The sequence below is a fragment of the Pseudomonas sp. LBUM1653 genome, from assembly GCF_059716115.1.
In genome coordinates this window covers 6,342,441-6,360,818 of the sequence record NZ_CP166803.1, presented here as the reverse complement: position 1 = coordinate 6,360,818, position 18,378 = coordinate 6,342,441, and the positions used below count along the sequence as shown (strand labels likewise).

Genomic DNA, 18,378 nt, shown 5'->3' with positions numbered 1-18,378 from the left:
ACGGATGAACTGGGTTTTGTGAAATGAGCGATAGCACTGTTTTACCGGCGGCCGAAACACCGAGCGCCAAGCCGTCCCGCCGTTGGCCGTTCATTGTGGCCGGGCTGTGTCTGGTCGTCGGCGTAGCCGCTGGTATGGGCTGGCTGATGCAGAAAAGCAAAGCCCCGGCACCGCAACTGGCGGCTGAAAAACTCGGCATGAGCCGCCCCGATGGCTTGCTCGAAACCCACTCCCTGAGCCAGTTGCCCAAGGACCTGCTGGCGGTGCCGTTCCTCAAGGAAACCCTGACCGAAGATTTCGTTTTCTATTACGAAACCCACGCCGATCGCCTAGGGCTGATCGGCAGCCTGCGGCGGATCATCTACGAACATGACCTGAAGTTGCAGGACACGCTGATCGAGCAACTCTTCGATCAACCGGCGGACGTTGCGATGTGGCGCGGGGCGGATGGCCGGCTCAAGGATTTCCTGCTGGTGATGGATCGCGGTGGCCTGGCCAAGGTGCTGGAGCCGCTAGCCAAGGTGGCGCTGGATGATTCGCAGTTGAGCAAACTCGCTGAGGTAAAAGTCGGCAACGACGACGTGGCGCTTTATCAGCTCACCTACAACGCCAGCAAGGCGCTGCTGTTTGCTTCCCATGGCGACAAACTGGTGGTGCTGTCGAATCCGACCAAGCTCTACGATCCGCAAAGTGGGGCGACGCAGGAATCGGGCAGCGTCTCGACCCAAGCCCTTGCTGCGCTGCTCAACGGCGACAAACTGTTCCCCGAAGCCTTTGGCCTGCAGCCCCGCGCGCCAGAGGTGAAACAGCGGCTATCGGTGAATGCCAGCGTGCTGGCCATGGGGTATCAGCGCTTCATCCCGAATTTCGCCGGGTTGCGTTTCGACATGGACGATAAGGGCTGGCACAGCTTCCTCGCCATGGATGAGCTGGACAACCAGCCGGACTTCGATTTCAAACCGATCTGGCAGGCCATGCCCATGGGCGCCAGCGCTTGCGTGGCCCTGCCGCTGGCCGCCGAACAACAGCAGCCGTTGCTGCTCAAGCTCGGTGCTGACGAGACCGCCGCCCAGGCATTGACCGAGCACATGGCTGGAGCGGCGGGCCTGTGCTGGTACGCCGATTCGCGGCTGTACACGCCGCTGCTGGTGGCAAGCCTCAAGGATGAAGACAGCGCCAGTCTTGATGGCGAACTGGGCAAGCTGTTCGGCTCGATGGTCGGCGCCTATGAAAGCAAGGTCGATGAGCACGCGTTCCCGGTGGTCGAGAAACAGCAAGGTAACAACCGCCAATGGCAGCGTCAGGTTAGCTCCAGTTTCGGTCCGTATGCGGCCAAGGATGCGGCTGATCCCGATGCGATCACCGGCAAGGCATTCATGAATGTCAGCCTGGCGCGTCACGGTTCGACGCTGCTGTTTTCCCTCGATGACAAACTGCTGGACAAGGCCCTTGGCACCCTCGACAAACGCTTCCCGCCGATGGCCGACGTGGTGCCCAAAGACCTGCTGATGCCGGTGTATTTCGGCCCGGACGCCATGGCGCAACTGATGCAGCGCGAAACCCTCGACAGCCTGCCGCAAGACATGGAACCGGTGTTCTACAACGCTGCGCAAACCTACCTGATCCCGAAACTGCGCAAGCTCGGCGGTTACGGCAAGTACGCCCTGACCCTGCCCGAGGGCAGCGAACCCGATGGCCACTGGCAATGGCTGCCGCTGCAATGGAAAGCGCTGTGAACGTACTGATCCGCAGCCTCGGAGTGCTCGCGTTACTGTTGAGCGCGGGCGCCTTGGCCATCGAAACACCGGCGCTGGATCCGCAGCAATCCCAGGTGTTCCGCGCCTGGTTCGTGCGCATCGCCCAGGAGCAACTGAGCCAAGGCCCGAGCCCGCGCTGGTATCAGCAGGACTGCGCGGGGCTGGTGCGTTTCGCCGCCAACGAAGCGCTGAAAGTCCATGACGACAAATGGCTGCGCAGCAATGGCCTGTCCAACCGCTACCTGCCCCCGGAACTGCAACTGAGTGCTGCGCAACGCGGCTTGGCCCAGCAATGGCAGCAAGGTGGCGGCAAGGTCGGACCCTACGTCAACGCGATCAAGCTGATCCAGTTCAACAGCCAGTTGATTGGCCGAGATGTCGCACAGGCGCGTCCCGGCGACCTGATGTTTTTCGACCAGGGTGACGACCAGCACCTGATGATCTGGATGGGCCGCTACATCGCCTATCACACCGGCAGCACTACTCCCACCGACAACGGCATGCGCTCGGCAAGCCTGCAACAACTCATGACATGGAAGGACACCCGATGGATACCCGATGCAGCCAACCCCAACTTCATCGGCGTCTATCGACTGAATTTTCTCTCCCAATGACCGGTGCCCGCATGCTGCGCTTTCTGTCTCTGCTGTTGGTATTGGTGCTGCCTTTTTCGACGGTCAACGCCGAAGACACTGTCGAGCCGAGTGGCTACGCGCCGGTGGCCGGAGAAAGTTTTTTCCTGCTGGCCGACAGCAGTTTTGCCAGCGATGAACAGGCAATGGTGCGCCTTGAAGCACCGGGTCGCGACTACCGCCGCTTGCGCATGGAACCCTACGGCGGCGCCGACATTCGGGTGTATCGCATCGACAAGCCGCTGGACTTTCTCAAGCGCCAGAAGAACCTGCACCGGGTGGTCAGTGACGGCCAGTTCAAGGGCGAAGGCCTGTCGAATACGCTCGCCTACTTGTGGGACAACTGGTACCGAAAATCCCGTCGGGTGATGCAGCGGGCGTTTTCCTACGAGTCGCGTAAACAAGTCACCGAGGAAGTACCGGAACTGAAAATGGGCAATGCCATGGCCGCGCCAACGCCCTACGACGCGCAGCCGCAATTCGCACTGATCCCGGGCCTGCCGGTGGTCAGCCAGTTTCGCTATCCGCTGTGGCAAGCCAAGCCGATCCAACCGCCTGAGGGCGTGAACCTCGCCGGGTCTTCCAGTGAGTTCGTCAGTGTTGCGCCGGGCAACGTCTACATCCCTTTGGGCAACTTGAAACCGGGCCTGTATCTGGTGGAAGCGCTGATCGGCAAGTACCGTGCGACCACCATGGTCTTCGTCTCCAACACCGTGGCCGTGAGCAAGATTGCCGGGGATGAATTGCTGGTGTGGGCCGCGCGTAAACACGAGGGCAGTTCGGTGCCCAAGGTCAACGTGCTGTGGACCGATGGCCTTGGTGTGATGAGCAGCGGGGCGACCGATGCCGATGGTTTGCTGCGCCTGAAACACGTCAGCCCCGAGCGTTCGTTCGTGATCGGTGAGGATGAAGAGGGCGGCGTTTTTGTCTCGGAAAACTTCTACTACGACAGCGAAATCTACGACACCAAACTCTTTGCCTTCACTGATCGCCCGCTGTATCGGCCGGGGGATTGGGTGTCGCTGAAAATCGTCGGGCGCGAGTTCAAGAACGCCCGGGATTCAGTGCAGCCAGCCGCTGCCGAGGTCAATGTGACAGTGCTCGATGCGACCGGTACGGCGCTGCAAAGCCTGGACTTGAAACTCGACTCCAAGGCCGGCACTCAAGGCCGTTTCCAGTTGCCCGACAATGCGGTCGCCGGTGGTTACGAGCTGCGTTTCAACTACAAGGATCAGGCCTACAGCAGCGCCTTTCGGGTGGCTGAATACATCAAGCCGCACTTCGAAATTTCGCTGAATCTGGCCAAGCAGGATTACCGCACTGGCGAACCGGTCAAGGGCAACCTGGTGCTGCTCTATCCGGACGGCAAGCCGGTGGCCAACGCCAAGCTGAGCCTGAGCCTGCGTGCCCAGCAACTGTCGATGGTCGACAACGAGCTGCAATACCTCGGGCAATTCCCGGTGGAACTGACCAGCACCGAACTGACCACCGACGCCAAAGGCAACGCAGTTCTCGATTTGCCGGCAGCCGACAAACCGAGTCGCTACATGCTCACCGTGTTCGCCAGCGATGGTGCGGCGTATCGGGTCAAGACCACCAAGGAAATCCTCATCGATCGCGGCGCGGCGAATTTTCGCTTGAGTGCTCCGCAGCGCTTCAGTGCGGTGGGCGACAAGGTTGCGTTCAGCTACGTCAACCAAAGCGAGCAGACTGAGGCAGTCACGCCAGGCAGCTATAGCTGGGTTCGCCTGGAGGATCAAAGCACTGGCGAAAGCCGACTCGCGGCAACCGACAAGGGCTTCACCCTGGCCTTCGAGCGCCCGGGCACCTACAACCTGACGCTCAAGGATGATCATGGCCGCACCCTCGGCGCCACCGGCCATTCCGTCACCGGTGAGGGCGTCAAAGCGGTGCCCGGCACCGTGGAAATCGTCCTCGACAAACCCGAGTACAAGGCCGGCGACGAAGCGCTGGTATTGATCACCTTCCCCGAGCCGATCAGCGATGCGCTGCTGTCGCTGGAGCGCGACAAGGTCGAGGCCACGGCGCTGCTGTCCAAGGGCGGCGACTGGCTGAAGCTGGAAAAACTCAGCGACACCCAATACCGCGCGCGCATTGCAGTGCAGGACAGCTTCGCGCCGAACCTGACGTTCTCGGTGCTGTACACCAAGGGTGGTCAGTACAGTTTTCAGAACGCCGGGATCAAGGTGATCACGCCGCAGATCGACGTGGCCCTCGTCACTGACAAAGAGGCCTACCGACCCGGCGACACCGTGTCGGTCGACCTGACCACGCAGTTCGAGGGCAAGCCGATCCCGGCGCATCTGACGGTCAGTGTGGTCGACGAAATGGTCTATGCCTTGCAGCCGGAAATCGCCCCGACCATCGACCAGTTCTTCTACCATCCGCGCCGTAACAACGTGCGCACCAGCGCCAGTCTGTCGTTCATCAGCTACGACGTGGCGTTGCCCGGCAGCCCCGGCGCGCCGGGCAAAGCCAATCGCAGCGAGCGCGGAGTGAAAGTGCTGGAGCGGCCGCGTCGCGAAGACGTCGACACCGCCGCCTGGCAACCGGAATTGCTGACCGACGCCAGCGGCAAAACCCGTTTCACCTTCAAGATGCCGGACTCGCTGACCCGCTGGCGCATCACCGCCCGAGCCATCGCTGATGACGGCCAGGTCGGGCAGAAGAAGCAGTTCGTGCGCTCGGAGAAACCGCTGTACCTGAAGTGGAGCGGGCCGACCCGATTCCGCGCCGGCGACAAACCGGATCTCGGTGTGTTTGCTTTCAGCCAGGCGCAAAACCAGGTCAAGGCTGAACTGGTGATTCATTACGCGGGCAGCGATCAACGCGTTCCCGTTACGCTCAACAGCGGCATCAACTACATACCGCTGCCGGCGTTCGGGTTGGTCAATGGCGAGTGGACCGCCGAACTGGTGCAGGACGGCAAAACCGCCGATGCTTTGGCCGTGCAGCTGAGCGCAACCGGCGAAGGTTGGCAAGTCACGCAAAGCCAACGCCTGGACGTGGCCAGCGCCGATACGCCGTTGACCCTGCCGGCGGATGCATCGGATATTCGTCTGCGTCTGGATGACAGCCCGCAAGCGCTGTTCCGTTCTGCCCTCGATGATCTGCTGAGCTACCCGTACGGCGGCGTCGAGCAAACCGCCAGTCGTTTGCTGCCGTTGAGCATCGCCTATCCAGCCTTGTCGTCGAACCCGCAAGTCCGCGATCGCTTGCGCCTGATCATGCAGAACAGTCGCCTGCGCCTGGTGCAAATGGCCGGACCTTTGGCGAGCTTTACCTGGTGGGGCATGGACGGCGAGCCGGACGCGTTTCTCACCGCCTACGCGTATTACGCCGACTGGCACGCCAGCCGGGTGCTGGAACTCAGCCTGCCGCCGGAGCACTGGCAGCGAGTGCTGGAGGTGTACGCGAAACAGGCGAAGAACACACCGCTGTTGCAACGGGCCCTGATTCTGTCGTTTGCCAAACAGATGCAATTGCCGGTCGACACCTTGCTCAGCGGATTGATGGAGGATCTGGCGCAAGCAGGTGAGGGGACTACCGCAAACGTCATGGACGTGACTGGCGATAGCCTGGTCATGACGGATCCGGATTCGGCACTGGGCCTGGCCGCTGCGCGGGCATTGACCGCCTCGCTGGCCAGGCAATCGAAGGTCGCTCTGCCGGACGCGTTCCAGCGGCAACTGACCGACGCGCAGCAGCGACTGGCCACCAGCTCCGAGCCATTTGCCGAGGCGCTGAATGCATCGCTGCAACCTTTCGACCAAGCGCATGCGCAAGCGCTGTTGCTACGTTTACTGCCACAGCAATCCACCCTGGAACGCGCGTTGGCTCTGACCTGGTTGCAACGCAGCATCGAACAGGCCGCGCCGGCCGTGGCCCTGAAACCGGGTGACGGCTGGAAGCAGGAGCAGGGCGCGACGGGTGAAGTCTATTGGGCATGGCAAGGCGCACAGGTACCCAACGTATTGTCGCTGACTGGGGCGCAAGAACGTCCACTGAGCGCCGCGTTGAGCTTCCAGAGTAAACAGCCAGCGGTCGATCCGCTGCCTGTGACCATCACCCGTCGCCTGTCGCGACTGGTGCCGGGCGATGAAGCGTTCACCTTCAAGCTGCAGCCGGTTGGCAATGCCCCGTTGTCCAGCGACAACCTGTATCTCGACGAAGTGATCCTGACCAGCAAAGCCGCCAAGCCATTGCGCTATGGCCTGCTCGAAGTGCCGCTGCCACCGGGCGCGGATGTCGAACGCACAACTTGGGGCATCAAGCTCATGGGCAAGGCCGGGACCGAACCGACGGCCCTGGAGAAGGCTCGTTTCGAACCGGGACAAATGGCCTACGCCGTGCCGGTGGATGCCTTGAGCGGCGAACTGCGTCTGCGTCACCTGGTGCGTTTCTCGCAGAAAGGCCAGTTCAGCTTGCCGCCGGCGCGCTTCACCCAGGTGTACGCGCCGCAGCACCAGGCTCAGGAGCAAAAACCGGCGCTCGGTCAGGTGACGGTTCACTGACATGTATCGGCCCTGGGTCTGGTTGCTGCTGAGTCTGATTCCCGCGTTGGCAACAGCGCAGGAAGAACCGTTGCGGCTGGCTTTCAAGGACCAATTGCTGACGGTGAGTCGCACGCAGTTGCTGTCGCGCGAACCGTTATCCGACAGTCTGCAGGCACCCTTGGGCAGTGTCTGGAAGCTGTTTGTGTACGGCTGGCTGGTGGATACCGGCGCACGTGAGCCGGCGTACACCTGTCGCGGGCAGTCGAAAGAGGAAGTCTATTGCTGCGCCGCCGGTGGCAAGATCGAGCGGGATCAGGCGTTGGTGAAGTCCTGTGGGCTGTATTTCGAGCCGGCGCGCCTTGCGCTCGATCCTGGCGCCTGGCGTGAATATTGGCAGGCACGACAGGCACCGGAGTGGCTGCTGGACTTGTCGTCATTGCAGCCAGCTACTCAGGTTTCGGTGGTTGAATTGTTGCGCATGTTGGCGGTGATGCCAGCGCAGGACCAGGCTCGTCGCGTGTTGCTGGATGTGCTGTTGAACGCGGCGGATGGCAACGTCGTGGGCGAGCTCGGCAGCCGCTTGCGGGTAAAGACCTGGAGCTGGCTGGGGGATCGGGATGCGGCGTCGCGTCAGGGTGGATTCGCCGGATGGACGGCGGATGGCACGCCGATCTGGGCGGGAGGGCGCGGAACCAGCCAGCGGGTCCTGGGCGATTACGCCCAGGCGTTGTCGGCGGTGGTGCCGACGTCCTGGCCAGCAGATACGGGGAAGTGTGTCGAGGTCGATCTGTTCTCCCGTTATCCACTGCAGCGGGTATTCTCAGGTGACCGTGTCATGTCGTCCGGCCAGTTGCAGGGCGACTACCGCGTCGAGTTCGTCAACGGCAACCAACTGGATATCCACAGTGACGGCGAGCTGTATTTACTCAACGACAGCCCCTCACCAAAGCTGGTCGCCCGTCTGGATCGCGAAGAGTATGTTGCCCGTGTGCTCCAGCGTGAAGCCAGCGCTGAACCCGCTGAAGCCGCCAAGGCCCTGGCCGTGGCCATCCGCACCTACCTGCTGCAAAACGCCACGCGCCACGGTGATTGCCTGAGCATCGACGACAGCAGTCAGCGCCAACGCGTCGCCCCACGCCCGGCCACGGCGCAGGCGCGCACCATCGCCGCCTGGACCAGCGACCTGGTACTCGCCGGCAGCACCGTGACCTACCACTCCAATCAGCCTGGCCTCGACAGAATGTCCTGGCAACAAGCCGTGGAACAAGCCAACGCCGGCCAGCGTTACGACGCCATCCTGCTCCACGCTTACCCACGCGCCAGCCTCAGCCGCTGGGACAATCCAGTTGCCTCCTGCGAAGCGCTGCCCGCCGCGCAAGACTGGCTGCAAAAGCAGCGCCGCGGCTGGCGCGCCCGTCTGGAAGGTGAAGCCGGCTACAACGAAGTCAGCACCTTCGCCGTATGCCGCCTGGCTTTCGGCCGCCCCTTCGTCGACCGCGAACGCCAGCGCATCTACGCACGCGGCGTGCTCTCGCTGCAGGACCGCCTCGACCTGACCCACGAATACCTGCACCTGGCCTTCGAAGCGCACCCCAACGGCCAGGATGAAACCTACATCGAAGGGCTCGCCCGCCACCTCTTGCTGGAATAGGCCATGACAGATCGTTATCCACAGGTCTTGCTGTTGCTCTGCGCGTTTGCCGTGCTATCCCCGGCAACCGCCGCCGACAGTGTCAAACTCGACACCCCCTCTGGCGGCTGGCGAACCGGCGCCGCCGAAGGTGAAGGCGAAAATTTTCGCCAGGTCGTCAACTATCCCGCATCGTCGGTGAACACCCCGGCGGGACAGGCAAACACCGCGCGCATCGCCGGTCAGATCAAAGCAGCGCCGAAGAACGGCGAACCCGGCCGGCTGATCGTCAACGGCGTCAGCATGCCCCTGAAAATCGATCCAGCGGGTGGCTACGATCGGCCGTTCTCATTCCCCAACGGCAGCAACAGCGTCGAAGTCCGCAGCCCTGACGGCCAGCAGCGCCGCCGAACCCAATTCCTCAACGCCAGTGGTGGAGCAACTCCAGCCAAACTGCGGGTACTGCTGGCCTGGGACAGCGACGGCACCGACCTCGACCTGCACCTGATCACCCCTGACGGCGCCCACATCTGGTACGGCGACCGCGCCGTGGCAAACGGCGCTGCACTCGATGTCGACGTCACCACCGGCTACGGCCCGGAAATCTTCGCCATGCCTGCGCCGATCAAGGGGCAGTATCTGGTGTATGTGAATTACTTCGGCGGTGGTTATCGCGGTGATGAAGAGGGACAGGAGGATCCGGTTCAACCGCTGACGACGGCGCAGGTGACGGTGATTACCGAGGAAGGGACGCCGAGCGAGAGGATGGAGACTTTTCTAGTGCCGATGCGGGCGGTGGGGGAGTTGACTTTGGTTAAGTCGTTTAGTTATCCGTGATTCGGTTCTGGGCATCTTTTTGAACTGTTGGCTCAGGTGTCGCCGACGTTATCCGCGCTTTCAATGGCCACTCTACTTCTAATGATTGGCTATCGTGTTGATCGAATTCTTTGAATTATGTAGGCGGGGAAAAATCTGAAAATCAGGTAGTTCATAACTGTTAAAATGTAGAAGACGAATAGTGTGCCTGCTGAATACAACGCGTAGGTAATTTTATATGCGCCAAAAATGGCGTAGCGAGTCCTGGCGTGAGCTAGGTTTGTGTTATCTAAGTACAAAGTGAATAATATGAAAATTGAAAATGCAATGAGGCCTAGTGATAAAAAAATCACTTTTCTCACCGAGTGTTGGGGGTAGTTTGTTCGTTCGAAGATTGATTTTTTTAAAGTTCTATAGGTGAATATTGTGGCGAATATAGGGGCGGTTATACATATGTAGTTGGTTATTATTTTTGAGGTTAAAGGGAAGTTTGATGACCATGCTCCAACTTTTCCGAAAAGATTTTGGTCAATAATTTTCTCGATAGAGTGTAATAGGGTGGTGTCGGCGTTGTTTGGGATGATGTAAATAAATAAAAAAATCGGAATGCAGGTGGCTGTCATGAATAAGTATGGGATATTCATTTTTTTAAATTTTATACCAAGCTTCTGCATTAAAGTTTCCAGTATATAAAGCCCCCTGCACCTGGGTCGTGCTGAGGGCGATAATTAATAGCTATTTAATTTTGTAGTTGGTTTTCAGGGTTGTGTTGGGTGGAATTTATAATAAAGTTATTTATCTCGTCAACTGTTTCTGAGTCAAAGTATGATGCGGCCAAAGCCATAAGTAGTGCTACGATCAGAGTGCTTAAAACAATAGGTGTGCTTAATAGTGCGAAAAGTCCAGCGAAAAGAACCCCTGTCGCATAAGCAGCCAAGGTTCCAGCCGCTATTGCTTCAACCTCTAACCCCAGCGGTTTCCAATCCCCGGTTTGAATACCGATAACAGTCTTCTCGCGAATGGCCTCTGCTTGAACAATTTTCCCAACAACACCAAATGCTTTTCCCAAGCGGTTTACATTGTCCGCGAGGGTGGCTTTATCTAACGCATTGAGAGCATCGACTACAGCCTGGGTGTCTTTAGCATTCAGCTTTAAATTTGGGTTGGCGTTGATCTTTTCAAAGGAGGCTAATGCTTCGTTGTAGCTTCTGATCTTCTTTCCCAAAATATTAGTTTGCAGGTCTTTAGCCGTTTTACTCAGATTGGCGCCGTATTTTTCCAGAATGTGTTTATTGGTATCTGCCAGGAAGCTTACTGCTTCTTTATAGGCGGCTTCTTCGGCTTGGGCTGCTGCGGCTTCTAAAGCTATTTTTTGAGCTTCTGCTTCTGCTTCGGCGGCGGCTCGGGCTTGTTCCGCAGCTTCGGCTGCTACTCGTTGAGCTTCCGCTTCTGCTGCAATGCGTGCTTGCTCATGAGCAATCCGCCTGGCTTCAGCCTCTGCTGCAAGTCGAATTTGTTCTAGCGAACTCTCTGCCTCTTTAGCACGTGCGATAAGCTCTCCGAAAGCATTCGTAGCGTCTGTCAGTTGTCGAGCAGTTTCAGAGTGAAGAAGTGATATGTGGTAGGCATCCCACCGTTTGCCAAGATCAGTCGTAGCCTGTAGATTGACAAGATTTCTAAGGGCCTCAAGCTCAGGCTTGCTGAGTGGAGTTTGTATGTTAGGGTTGGCAGTTAGATAGGTACCAACTGCAGACTTGTTTCGATCGATTATGCTATCTATTACGGCTTTGTACTTTTCTAGCGATTGAGAATGAGTGAGCCCTTCTACTGAGCCTGTTGCCGTCACTATCTCTTCTTGAAGGAAATAGGCGAGTAACTGAATGCGAATGTCTTTTTCAGTGTTCACCGAATAGAGCCTATCCGCCAACCAGCTCGACATTTGCGTTGTGTCGGTTTGAGACTCGGTTTCAGCTTGATCGATTTTTTGAGCCAGACTGGCAAGCTGACTAGCCAGAATATTGTTTTCTAGTGAGATTCGTTTGAGCTCTAGTGCTGAGCGGTATGCTCTGTCTATCGCGGCATAGGCTCCCAGTAAATCAGGGGGGACCGAATTTACACCATCTACCACTTTTCGGAAGGGCAGTTCTTTCATTAGAAAAAATGGATTATGTCCATAGAGCGAGTGTGCGCTCTCGGTTTGAGATTGATACTCTTTTTCCTTAAGAAGGATGGTGTTAACAGTTGTCTCTCGATCTTTTTTGGTTGCACCTATTTGAGTGAGTTGTTGGCCAGCCTTAGCGCCTTGTTTTCTTTGCTCGATTTCATTGTTAGTGGTGTTTGTAATTTTACCAAAAATCTCGTTGTATTCATTATCGATAATTGATTGGTTAAGGCGATGTTCTCCTATGAAGTCATCCCATATGTAAGGTGTCAGGGGGCTAAGTTTGTCTTTGCCTAAACTGCTCCCTCTGCGACCTTCATCATTTATACCAGTGTTTATATATAGGCCTTTACTCCCGCTAAATGAGGGCAGCCTGAGTGCCTTGATAGGTATCGGGCTCAATACGTACGAGTTTGGTCCCGTTTGTACATGTGGCCCTAAATATCTTCCTGCTCCAGACATATGAGATTCCTTTTTTATATTAATTATTTTGATATGGTGCGTGAGAGCAGCCGTACAAATTTTAGGTTCCCCTACTTCTGTAACGCCGCAGGTGGAATCAGGCTGCGAATACTTGATTTAGGTAGTGGTACGAATAATCAAGCCAGGTAACTGTACATCCATACAAATTTTCGGCGCTATATACAAATGGTAACCATTCGTGACTTTGGCTTTAGATCGGTACCTTGTTCGGCTTTACCGCTGGCAATGGCGCCCGCATTGGTACCGCTACCGCTTGCTCTTAATGGTGCGGCCCGGGACATCGACGTCACCACCGGCTACGGCCCGAAAAAATTTCGCCATCAAAGCGCTGATCAAGGGGCAGTATCTGGTGTATGTGAACTACTTCGGCGGCGGGTATCGCAGCGATGAAAAAGGGCGAGGCCGCGGTTCAACCGCTGACGACGGCGCAGGTAACCGTGATTACCGAGAAAGGGACGCCGAGCGAGAAGATGGAGTTTTTTTTGGTGCCGATGCGGGCGGTGGGGGAGTTGACGTTGGTGAAATCGTTTAGTTATCCGTGAGGGGAACCGTCGGATCATGTTCTTGCAGGCATTAAAAAGCCGGCTTGTGGCCGGCTTTTCTGATGTCCATTAAGGTTCATTATCTACCAGCTATCCGTTTGTTTTATGGGGGTTTGAAGGTAGTATCCGTCCACTAACGTCCAGTGCGATGCGCTGAAATCTGGTGTTTTGGTGTGGGTCAGAGTGTGGGTGGTGAGGTAGATGGCAAAGTTGACGACTGCAAAGATCAAAAGCCTGGCGAAAGCGGCGATGCCGGGGATGACCGGTGACGGTAAGGGACTCTATTTGCAAGTCAGTAAAACTGGGGGAGTGAGCTGGATTTACCGCTACAAGATCGATGGAAGAGCAAGATATATGGGGCTGGGTGCGTTTCCGCCCGTCTCTTTGGCTCAGGCTAGGGAAGCTGCCGAAGACGCCCGTCGCGGGATTACCAGAGGAGTAGATCCATTAGATGCGCGTGCTGCTGACAGAGAATCGCGAAGAAAAGCAGCCAGCGACAACGAGGCGCGAAAGGTAACATTCATGGCGGCGGCGGAGGGCTACCGCCAAAGACATGGCGGCGCGTGGTCTGATAAATGGTTTCGGGGGTGGTGGAGGAAGCTAGAGCTTTACGCCTTTCCACTTGCTGGTGCGATGCCAGTTGGAGAGATTGATACAGATACGGTGCTGAAAATACTAACTCCCATTTGGGCGGATAAGACGCGCACGGCTGACGAGGTTCGGGGACAGATTGAGCTAATACTTGATGCCGCGAAGGCGTTGGGCTGGCGACATGGTGATAATCCTGCCAGATGGCGCGGCCATCTCGTCAACCTTCTAGATAATAATGAGAAAAAGAAAGCTAGGAAACGGGAGCATTTTGCCGCTCTGGACTGGATGAGCGTACCGACTCTAATGTCCCAGCTCTCCGAGATATCATCTCGTGATGCCCACGCAGCCCGGTTACTGATTCTCACTGGCGCACGTAGCCACATGGTTCGTTTGGCTACATGGGATGAATTTGACTTGGATATAAAAGTCTGGTCATTAACGGCAGAAAGAATGAAGATGAAAGTAGCATTTAAAGTTCCGCTGGCAGATGAAGTGGTGGGGCTTTTAACGGAGTTAAAAAAGAACGCTGATACTAACTTTTTATTTCCTGGGCGGGGGAAGAGCGGAGCAATGCATGCGAATGCGATCAGGAATTTACTTCATAAGTTAGGGTATGAAGATATCACCAGGCATGGCTTTCGAAGTTCTTTCAGAGACTGGGCTGGAGAGTCTACGGATTTCCCACACGAAGTTTGTGAGATGGCATTGGCGCATGATGAGCGTACCCAAACGGAGGGTGCCTATTCCCGGACGGATTTTTTTGATAAGCGTCGAAATCTGATGAGCACTTGGGCGAAATTTGCTACCGGTGAGAAAAATATTCCAACGCTGAACGTAGGGCTTGAGCTATGAAAGCTATATCCACCCCGACTTATAAGTCTGTTGGTTCTGCTCTGTTGAAATTGACAAACGAGATCGACGAAGAGTTGCGTGTTTCAGATAAACCGCTTGGTTTTGCACGATTGAATGATATGGCCGAGGCAATATGCCTCCTGATTGGTAATGAGGATGCAAAATGCATGGCCTTGAAGGGTTTCTCTGAGGGATTTTTTAAGCTTGAGATGGCTGCATATGATAGCCCTGATTCGGCCAAAGAAATTGCGTATGGGGCGCAGAAGATCCTGATTGCTATGTGCAATATCGCCATCGTAATTGCGAGTGACCGCATCGATGTTGAAGTCGCAAGGATGGCTCCGCTCGCGCGTCAAAACGAGGAGAAAGAATTCATCATAAGTCTTGCGAGGGCGAAGGCGCGCGAGCTCTGGGCCGCTGATACGCTACAAGAGATCCGGAGCGGAGAAATGGCTGATAAGGTCTACAAAGCGATGATCAGCCTTAATTTGCTCGAGTTCTTGCCTGGCTCACCTGACCGCCTGAAGAAGTGGATCAAGCCGGAGGCCCCGGAGTACGCCCTAAAACCTGGACGTAAAAAATCATCAAGAACGTAACGGATATAGGTATTACCGATACGGCTGGGAGTTTTCAAGCTTCAAGAAATCCTTAGAGTTCGCGGTCACCAACCCTAGCTTCGAAAGAGCCCTGGAGCCTGATCGTGAATCGTCGTGTCATGCGTTTACCTGAAGTAATGCAAGCTACTGGTTATAAGCGTTCCTCAATTTATGAGCTGATGCAGAAAGGAACGTTCCCTCAAGCCAAATCAATTGGCGGACGTGCTGTAGGATGGAGTTCTGTAGAGATCCAAGCTTGGGTTGATGCCCGTCTTGATGCGAATGTCATTGCATGAAGGGCTTTTCCGTTCCTCCAGTCACTCCTGCGGATGTTTTTGAAGATCTTTTCCCAACTAAACCTCAGCTTGGTTTTTATTTCGAAACCAAATGTGAGTATGGTTATTTTGAAGGATGGGACGATGATATTTATCTTTCGATTCTGCCTAGCCTGGACTCTCCCCTCGATCAAATTGCGGGCAATGATGAAGCCGAGTTAACGCAACTGGCGCAAGTAATCGCCTTATCTCATAACCAGTATTTGAAAAATGCCTCTCCATTAGAAAAAAATTCTCATGTGCGGTCGGCGCATGCTTTTGGTGTGAGGGTGCGAGTTACAAAACACTCGACCCTGGATGGTTTGGTTGGCAGGCTTAGCGATTCCCGCTGGTGGCGACGACAGATCAATCGACTAGCAGATCAAAGACGAGAGCACCTGGCGCAGGTGAGACGGCAGCTAGGTAAATTTGCTCGTGAGCAGTGCTGTAGTGACGCAACTATGGCCGTGATGAAAGCCAGGAAATCAAAAACAGATAAATTTTTGAGCCGAGCTTATAAAGTGGTAAGTGGAACGGTCGAGCATGATCGCCCAGTGGTGTTTTCGTTGTTAGAAGTAGCTCGGGCTCAACAGGCCAATCGGGTCAACGAGCTATACGTGGACATCAAAGCCATGGAGCAAATCGCGACCGATAAGGGGTGGGGGTGGATGTTCATTACTCTTACGGCACCAAGTGAGTATCACTCGAATCCGGCTATGGGAAAAAACAGCTATAACCAAAATCTTAGCCCCCGTGATGCTAATAAATCTATAGGGCAGGATTGGAAAGCAATAGGGGGGGCGCTCAAGGAGCAAGGGTTTAAGCCCTCTGAGAGTTATTTCGGATTCAGAGTTACAGAGGTGCACGAAGATGGTTGTCCGCACTGGCACATTCTCGTCTTTCACACCTCAGGGGTAGAAACGGTAGTCGAAAAAGCTATCAGGCGGATTTATTCTAATAGGCCACCTTCATACTTTGAAAATAACAAAAAAAATATTATCCGTATTGGGGCACCTAAAGAAAACGCATCGGCGGCCAGCGCTGCAACCTACATCTACGCGTATTTGGCTTTCGCGCTTTCAGGCGGTGAAGGCAGTGGTGGAAACTCTAGCACTGCGCATAAATACCAGTGCGCTATCAAAGCTATGGGTGGCAGGCAATATCAACCATTTGGAGTCAAAGGGGCTCGCGGAAAGCTGAGGGCTCTGGCGAAAGTAAAGCGGTTGTCAGGATGTCCAGAGAATATTCTTAAGCTGGCCAATCGTCTGCACGTTGACCAGGGTGTTGAGGGTCGAAATGAAATTCAGTTGGAAGCAAGGGTGGAATTCTTTCTAGGTGAGGCAAGTAAGGTTCATTTCATTAAGGAGTTTGGGCTGAACTCCTTTGGCGAACGTATAGAAAAGATTGTCGGGATCAAGCATCAAGATGACATGTCTTCAGTGGCAATTTCCGGGTTGTGTGAGGATATTGACGCAGAATTAGGCGAGAAAATCAAAACTGGTGGTTGAGAAGGCCAGAACGCAATTATTGTTAATTATTCAAGAGGGACTACCGATATGACGGAAGAGAAGAAGGTGGCCGCGATGATTGCCGAGTGTGAGCGCATCGCAGCGAACTGCAAGGAAAGGCTCGTGGAGATGGCTAAACGCGGCTGTAAGAAATCTCAGGCCGAGCTGACGCGGCGTGGTTGGAGCTGGCAGGCATGAGTTTCCCTAAGTTCAAAATCGTTCCAAATTACGAACTCGTACACATGCTCGACCTGTGGAAGACCAAGGGTTTTGACCCAGCGGCAGCGTTCCGATTTTTCGGTGAGGTGGGCAAGGGTGGGTTTGCCGGTGTTGAAGACTTCTTCAACGGCGATGTGCTCTTTTCAGAGAATATGAAAGAGGACTATGAGACGTACGCAGAGCTCTACGCCGTTCTCGGCGGCCTTCTGGATGCCATGCACGATCTCTGGACTCAGACCGCGTGACCTCAAGTCTTTAAAGAATTGCCGTCGGAGAAGTTCCTCACCTGGCCCCGAGTAGGGGCTATATTCTGTATAGCCTTACGCTCCTCGATCATCTCTATCCGTCGCTCCAGAGCATCGCGCTCGGCCTCCAGTTCGATGACTTTATGCGCATCAGCGCTGACCTTTCGTTCACGCTCAGCGAGCGCCTCAGCGCGTTTAACAAACTCTTGTTCAGCCTCTTTCAGCAACAGTTGACGATGCTTGATGGCTTGCATGCGTTCATCAATTTCTGTCGTTTTAGCAGCGAGAAACTTCCCTCTCCGGCCCAGCGCTTTTTTGATCGCGGGCACCGCAGCGATTCCCTTCGTATTTACCTCTGCAACCACCTGTGCTCGTCTCCAAGCCGCAGTCTTGATTCCTACAGCTGCTGCTGCGTAATCCTTGGCATCGAGCTTTGGTGCGGCTCCTGCCGCGCTTAGTGCGGCATAGAATTTTTTAATGTCCTGGTGCTTTGCCCTGCTGCCTTCAATGCCACGATCAAGTCCGCGTTTTTTGCCGCACGCAACATGGAAATCGGTCTGCAGTTGTTTCATTTTTTCTTTGCCGCCGAGAAAGTCCCGGCATGACAAACGCAGGTCGCTGGTCATTGGAGCAACGTACGCGACAAGGTGCGGAGTGGTCTCGTCTAGGTGCACTGCCGAGCAGATGACATTCTCTTTCCCGTGACGATGCTGAAGCCACGCCAGAGCGTCGCTGAAGTACCCGTCCCCCATATCGTCCAACCGACCACCGTGGCGCTTAAAAGCTTCCGGAGAGGCTGTGATCAAGTATTCAATGCAGAGCACCGATCGGGCCTTGATAGTTTCAGGTAGTCGGTGCCTTAGCCGTGCTTTGAGATCTTCAGTGTTTTTCGCCCCCACGACCCTGTTTTTTGGGGTCATCGCGGGGTCAGCGTTCGGCGTTGGCTGTTCACGAAAAGTGTGTTTTCCGGAGCGCGCCACAGCGCCAAACGACTTCAACTTTTTGGCACGGATGATCACAAAATTCATCGGGTGTACCTGTCATCATCGTGCTCGATCTGGGGCAGATGCTTTTGCCATGATGGGACGTATTTTTGCGGGATGGGCGCCACCATAGGTGGCTCTGGTGGTGGTTCTATCGAGCGAGTCGAAGGGCTCTTTAACGCTCCCCCGAGGACACGTAAAAAGACGTCCAGAAGCATCGCAATAGCCTGCATGATCAAATCAAAAAGCGTTGCTTCGACGCGTAAAACCTCTCGGCATTCATCCTCATCGACTTCAACATGCCGACTCGCTGACCCTGTGTTTTGCAGCTTCAGGAGTGCATCGAAAGCATGGGGGGCATCGAACCGGCGAATCTCATAAAAGTCGGTTTGCTGGTGATCTTTAGGTAAGTCAGTCAAAGCTCGCTGAACTACTTGATTGAGTTGTTCACCCGGGAAGGTAGTACCAGCCTCGGCCCACATCGTCTTTTGATCGGTGGTCAAAAAGATAGCGCTTTGCATAGCGGCGGTTT

At 55.5% G+C, this 18,378-nt stretch carries 14 protein-coding genes and 1 pseudogene; 12 read left to right on the top strand and 3 right to left on the bottom strand.

Annotated features, from left to right (window positions below; genetic code table 11):
• The first annotated feature begins 23 nt into the window (after nucleotides 1-23).
• The 5 genes from ACA054_RS28725 to ACA054_RS28705 are packed head-to-tail and all read left to right on the top strand — an operon-like array spanning nucleotide 24 to nucleotide 9,373.
• Nucleotides 24-1,736, top strand: a complete 1,713-nt coding sequence (locus tag ACA054_RS28725; RefSeq protein WP_497687197.1) for a DUF2138 domain-containing protein — start codon at nucleotides 24-26, stop codon at nucleotides 1,734-1,736.
• Nucleotides 1,721-2,371 carry a DUF1175 domain-containing protein gene (locus ACA054_RS28720; RefSeq protein WP_497690389.1) on the top strand — a complete coding sequence of 217 codons (651 nt, stop codon included), beginning with the start codon at nucleotides 1,721-1,723 and terminating at the stop codon, nucleotides 2,369-2,371. Before ACA054_RS28725 ends, ACA054_RS28720 begins: the two co-directional genes overlap by 16 nt.
• On the top strand, nucleotides 2,368-6,924 hold the full coding sequence (locus ACA054_RS28715; protein ID WP_497687196.1) for an alpha-2-macroglobulin family protein: 4,557 nt from the start codon (nucleotides 2,368-2,370) through the stop codon (nucleotides 6,922-6,924). The genes ACA054_RS28720 and ACA054_RS28715 overlap by 4 nt, the downstream gene beginning before the upstream one ends.
• A gap of 1 nt (nucleotide 6,925) precedes the next feature.
• Nucleotides 6,926-8,557: a DUF2300 domain-containing protein gene (locus ACA054_RS28710; RefSeq protein ID WP_497687195.1), complete on the top strand. Its 1,632-nt coding sequence runs from the start codon at nucleotides 6,926-6,928 to the stop codon at nucleotides 8,555-8,557.
• A gap of 3 nt (nucleotides 8,558-8,560) precedes the next feature.
• Nucleotides 8,561-9,373, top strand: a complete 813-nt coding sequence (locus tag ACA054_RS28705) for a YfaP family protein (RefSeq protein ID WP_497687194.1) — start codon at nucleotides 8,561-8,563, stop codon at nucleotides 9,371-9,373.
• A gap of 718 nt (nucleotides 9,374-10,091) precedes the next feature.
• Here the strand turns inward: ACA054_RS28705 and ACA054_RS28700 are convergent.
• The gene (locus ACA054_RS28700; RefSeq protein WP_497687193.1) at nucleotides 10,092-11,975 is read right to left on the bottom strand and encodes a colicin-like pore-forming protein; all 1,884 of its coding nucleotides are present in this window, start codon (nucleotides 11,973-11,975) and stop codon (nucleotides 10,092-10,094) included.
• A gap of 273 nt (nucleotides 11,976-12,248) precedes the next feature.
• On the opposite strand from ACA054_RS28700, the pseudogene ACA054_RS28695 reads away from it, so the two are divergent.
• From ACA054_RS28695 to ACA054_RS28665, 7 genes and pseudogenes are all read left to right on the top strand, one after another.
• Nucleotides 12,249-12,538: pseudogene (locus tag ACA054_RS28695) on the top strand (YfaP family protein); the annotation flags it as partial.
• 201 nt (nucleotides 12,539-12,739) lie between these two features.
• Nucleotides 12,740-13,981, top strand: a complete 1,242-nt coding sequence (locus tag ACA054_RS28690) for a tyrosine-type recombinase/integrase (protein WP_497687192.1) — start codon at nucleotides 12,740-12,742, stop codon at nucleotides 13,979-13,981.
• Entirely contained in the window at nucleotides 13,978-14,577 is a 600-nt protein-coding gene (locus tag ACA054_RS28685) for a hypothetical protein (RefSeq protein ID WP_497687191.1), read from the top strand. The genes ACA054_RS28690 and ACA054_RS28685 overlap by 4 nt, the downstream gene beginning before the upstream one ends.
• Before the next feature lie 104 nt (nucleotides 14,578-14,681).
• Nucleotides 14,682-14,873, top strand: a complete 192-nt coding sequence (locus tag ACA054_RS28680) for a helix-turn-helix transcriptional regulator (protein WP_497687190.1) — start codon at nucleotides 14,682-14,684, stop codon at nucleotides 14,871-14,873.
• Nucleotides 14,870-16,399, top strand: coding sequence for a replication endonuclease (locus ACA054_RS28675; RefSeq protein WP_497687189.1), 1,530 nt, complete (start codon nucleotides 14,870-14,872; stop codon nucleotides 16,397-16,399). The genes ACA054_RS28680 and ACA054_RS28675 overlap by 4 nt, the downstream gene beginning before the upstream one ends.
• Before the next feature lie 48 nt (nucleotides 16,400-16,447).
• Nucleotides 16,448-16,597: a hypothetical protein gene (locus ACA054_RS28670; protein WP_497687188.1), complete on the top strand. Its 150-nt coding sequence runs from the start codon at nucleotides 16,448-16,450 to the stop codon at nucleotides 16,595-16,597.
• Entirely contained in the window at nucleotides 16,594-16,863 is a 270-nt protein-coding gene (locus tag ACA054_RS28665) for a hypothetical protein (RefSeq protein ID WP_497687187.1), read from the top strand. The genes ACA054_RS28670 and ACA054_RS28665 overlap by 4 nt, the downstream gene beginning before the upstream one ends.
• A gap of 2 nt (nucleotides 16,864-16,865) precedes the next feature.
• Here ACA054_RS28665 and mobV read toward each other — a convergent pair whose 3' ends face one another.
• The gene (mobV, locus tag ACA054_RS28660; protein ID WP_497687186.1) at nucleotides 16,866-17,891 is read right to left on the bottom strand and encodes a MobV family relaxase; all 1,026 of its coding nucleotides are present in this window, start codon (nucleotides 17,889-17,891) and stop codon (nucleotides 16,866-16,868) included.
• Nucleotides 17,888-18,367 (bottom strand): hypothetical protein, encoded by a 480-nt coding sequence (locus tag ACA054_RS28655; RefSeq protein WP_497687185.1) that lies wholly within the window; start codon nucleotides 18,365-18,367, stop codon nucleotides 17,888-17,890. The genes mobV and ACA054_RS28655 overlap by 4 nt, the downstream gene beginning before the upstream one ends.
• Nucleotides 18,368-18,378 lie beyond the last annotated feature (11 nt).

What these genes read in the sequence shown, in the direction of transcription:
- ACA054_RS28700 (WP_497687193.1), bottom strand. Translation starts at nt 11,975, where the DNA reads ATGTCTGGAGCAGGAAGATATTTAGGGCCACATGTACAAACGGGACCA.
- ACA054_RS28675 (WP_497687189.1), top strand. Translation starts at nt 14,870, where the DNA reads ATGAAGGGCTTTTCCGTTCCTCCAGTCACTCCTGCGGATGTTTTTGAA.
- ACA054_RS28690 (WP_497687192.1), top strand. Translation starts at nt 12,740, where the DNA reads ATGGCAAAGTTGACGACTGCAAAGATCAAAAGCCTGGCGAAAGCGGCG.
- ACA054_RS28710 (WP_497687195.1), top strand. Translation starts at nt 6,926, where the DNA reads ATGTATCGGCCCTGGGTCTGGTTGCTGCTGAGTCTGATTCCCGCGTTG.
- ACA054_RS28705 (WP_497687194.1), top strand. Translation starts at nt 8,561, where the DNA reads ATGACAGATCGTTATCCACAGGTCTTGCTGTTGCTCTGCGCGTTTGCC.
- ACA054_RS28670 (WP_497687188.1), top strand. Translation starts at nt 16,448, where the DNA reads ATGACGGAAGAGAAGAAGGTGGCCGCGATGATTGCCGAGTGTGAGCGC.
- ACA054_RS28665 (WP_497687187.1), top strand. Translation starts at nt 16,594, where the DNA reads ATGAGTTTCCCTAAGTTCAAAATCGTTCCAAATTACGAACTCGTACAC.
- ACA054_RS28715 (WP_497687196.1), top strand. Translation starts at nt 2,368, where the DNA reads ATGACCGGTGCCCGCATGCTGCGCTTTCTGTCTCTGCTGTTGGTATTG.
- mobV (WP_497687186.1), bottom strand. Translation starts at nt 17,891, where the DNA reads ATGAATTTTGTGATCATCCGTGCCAAAAAGTTGAAGTCGTTTGGCGCT.
- ACA054_RS28655 (WP_497687185.1), bottom strand. Translation starts at nt 18,367, where the DNA reads ATGCAAAGCGCTATCTTTTTGACCACCGATCAAAAGACGATGTGGGCC.
- ACA054_RS28725 (WP_497687197.1), top strand. Translation starts at nt 24, where the DNA reads ATGAGCGATAGCACTGTTTTACCGGCGGCCGAAACACCGAGCGCCAAG.
- ACA054_RS28720 (WP_497690389.1), top strand. Translation starts at nt 1,721, where the DNA reads ATGGAAAGCGCTGTGAACGTACTGATCCGCAGCCTCGGAGTGCTCGCG.
- ACA054_RS28685 (WP_497687191.1), top strand. Translation starts at nt 13,978, where the DNA reads ATGAAAGCTATATCCACCCCGACTTATAAGTCTGTTGGTTCTGCTCTG.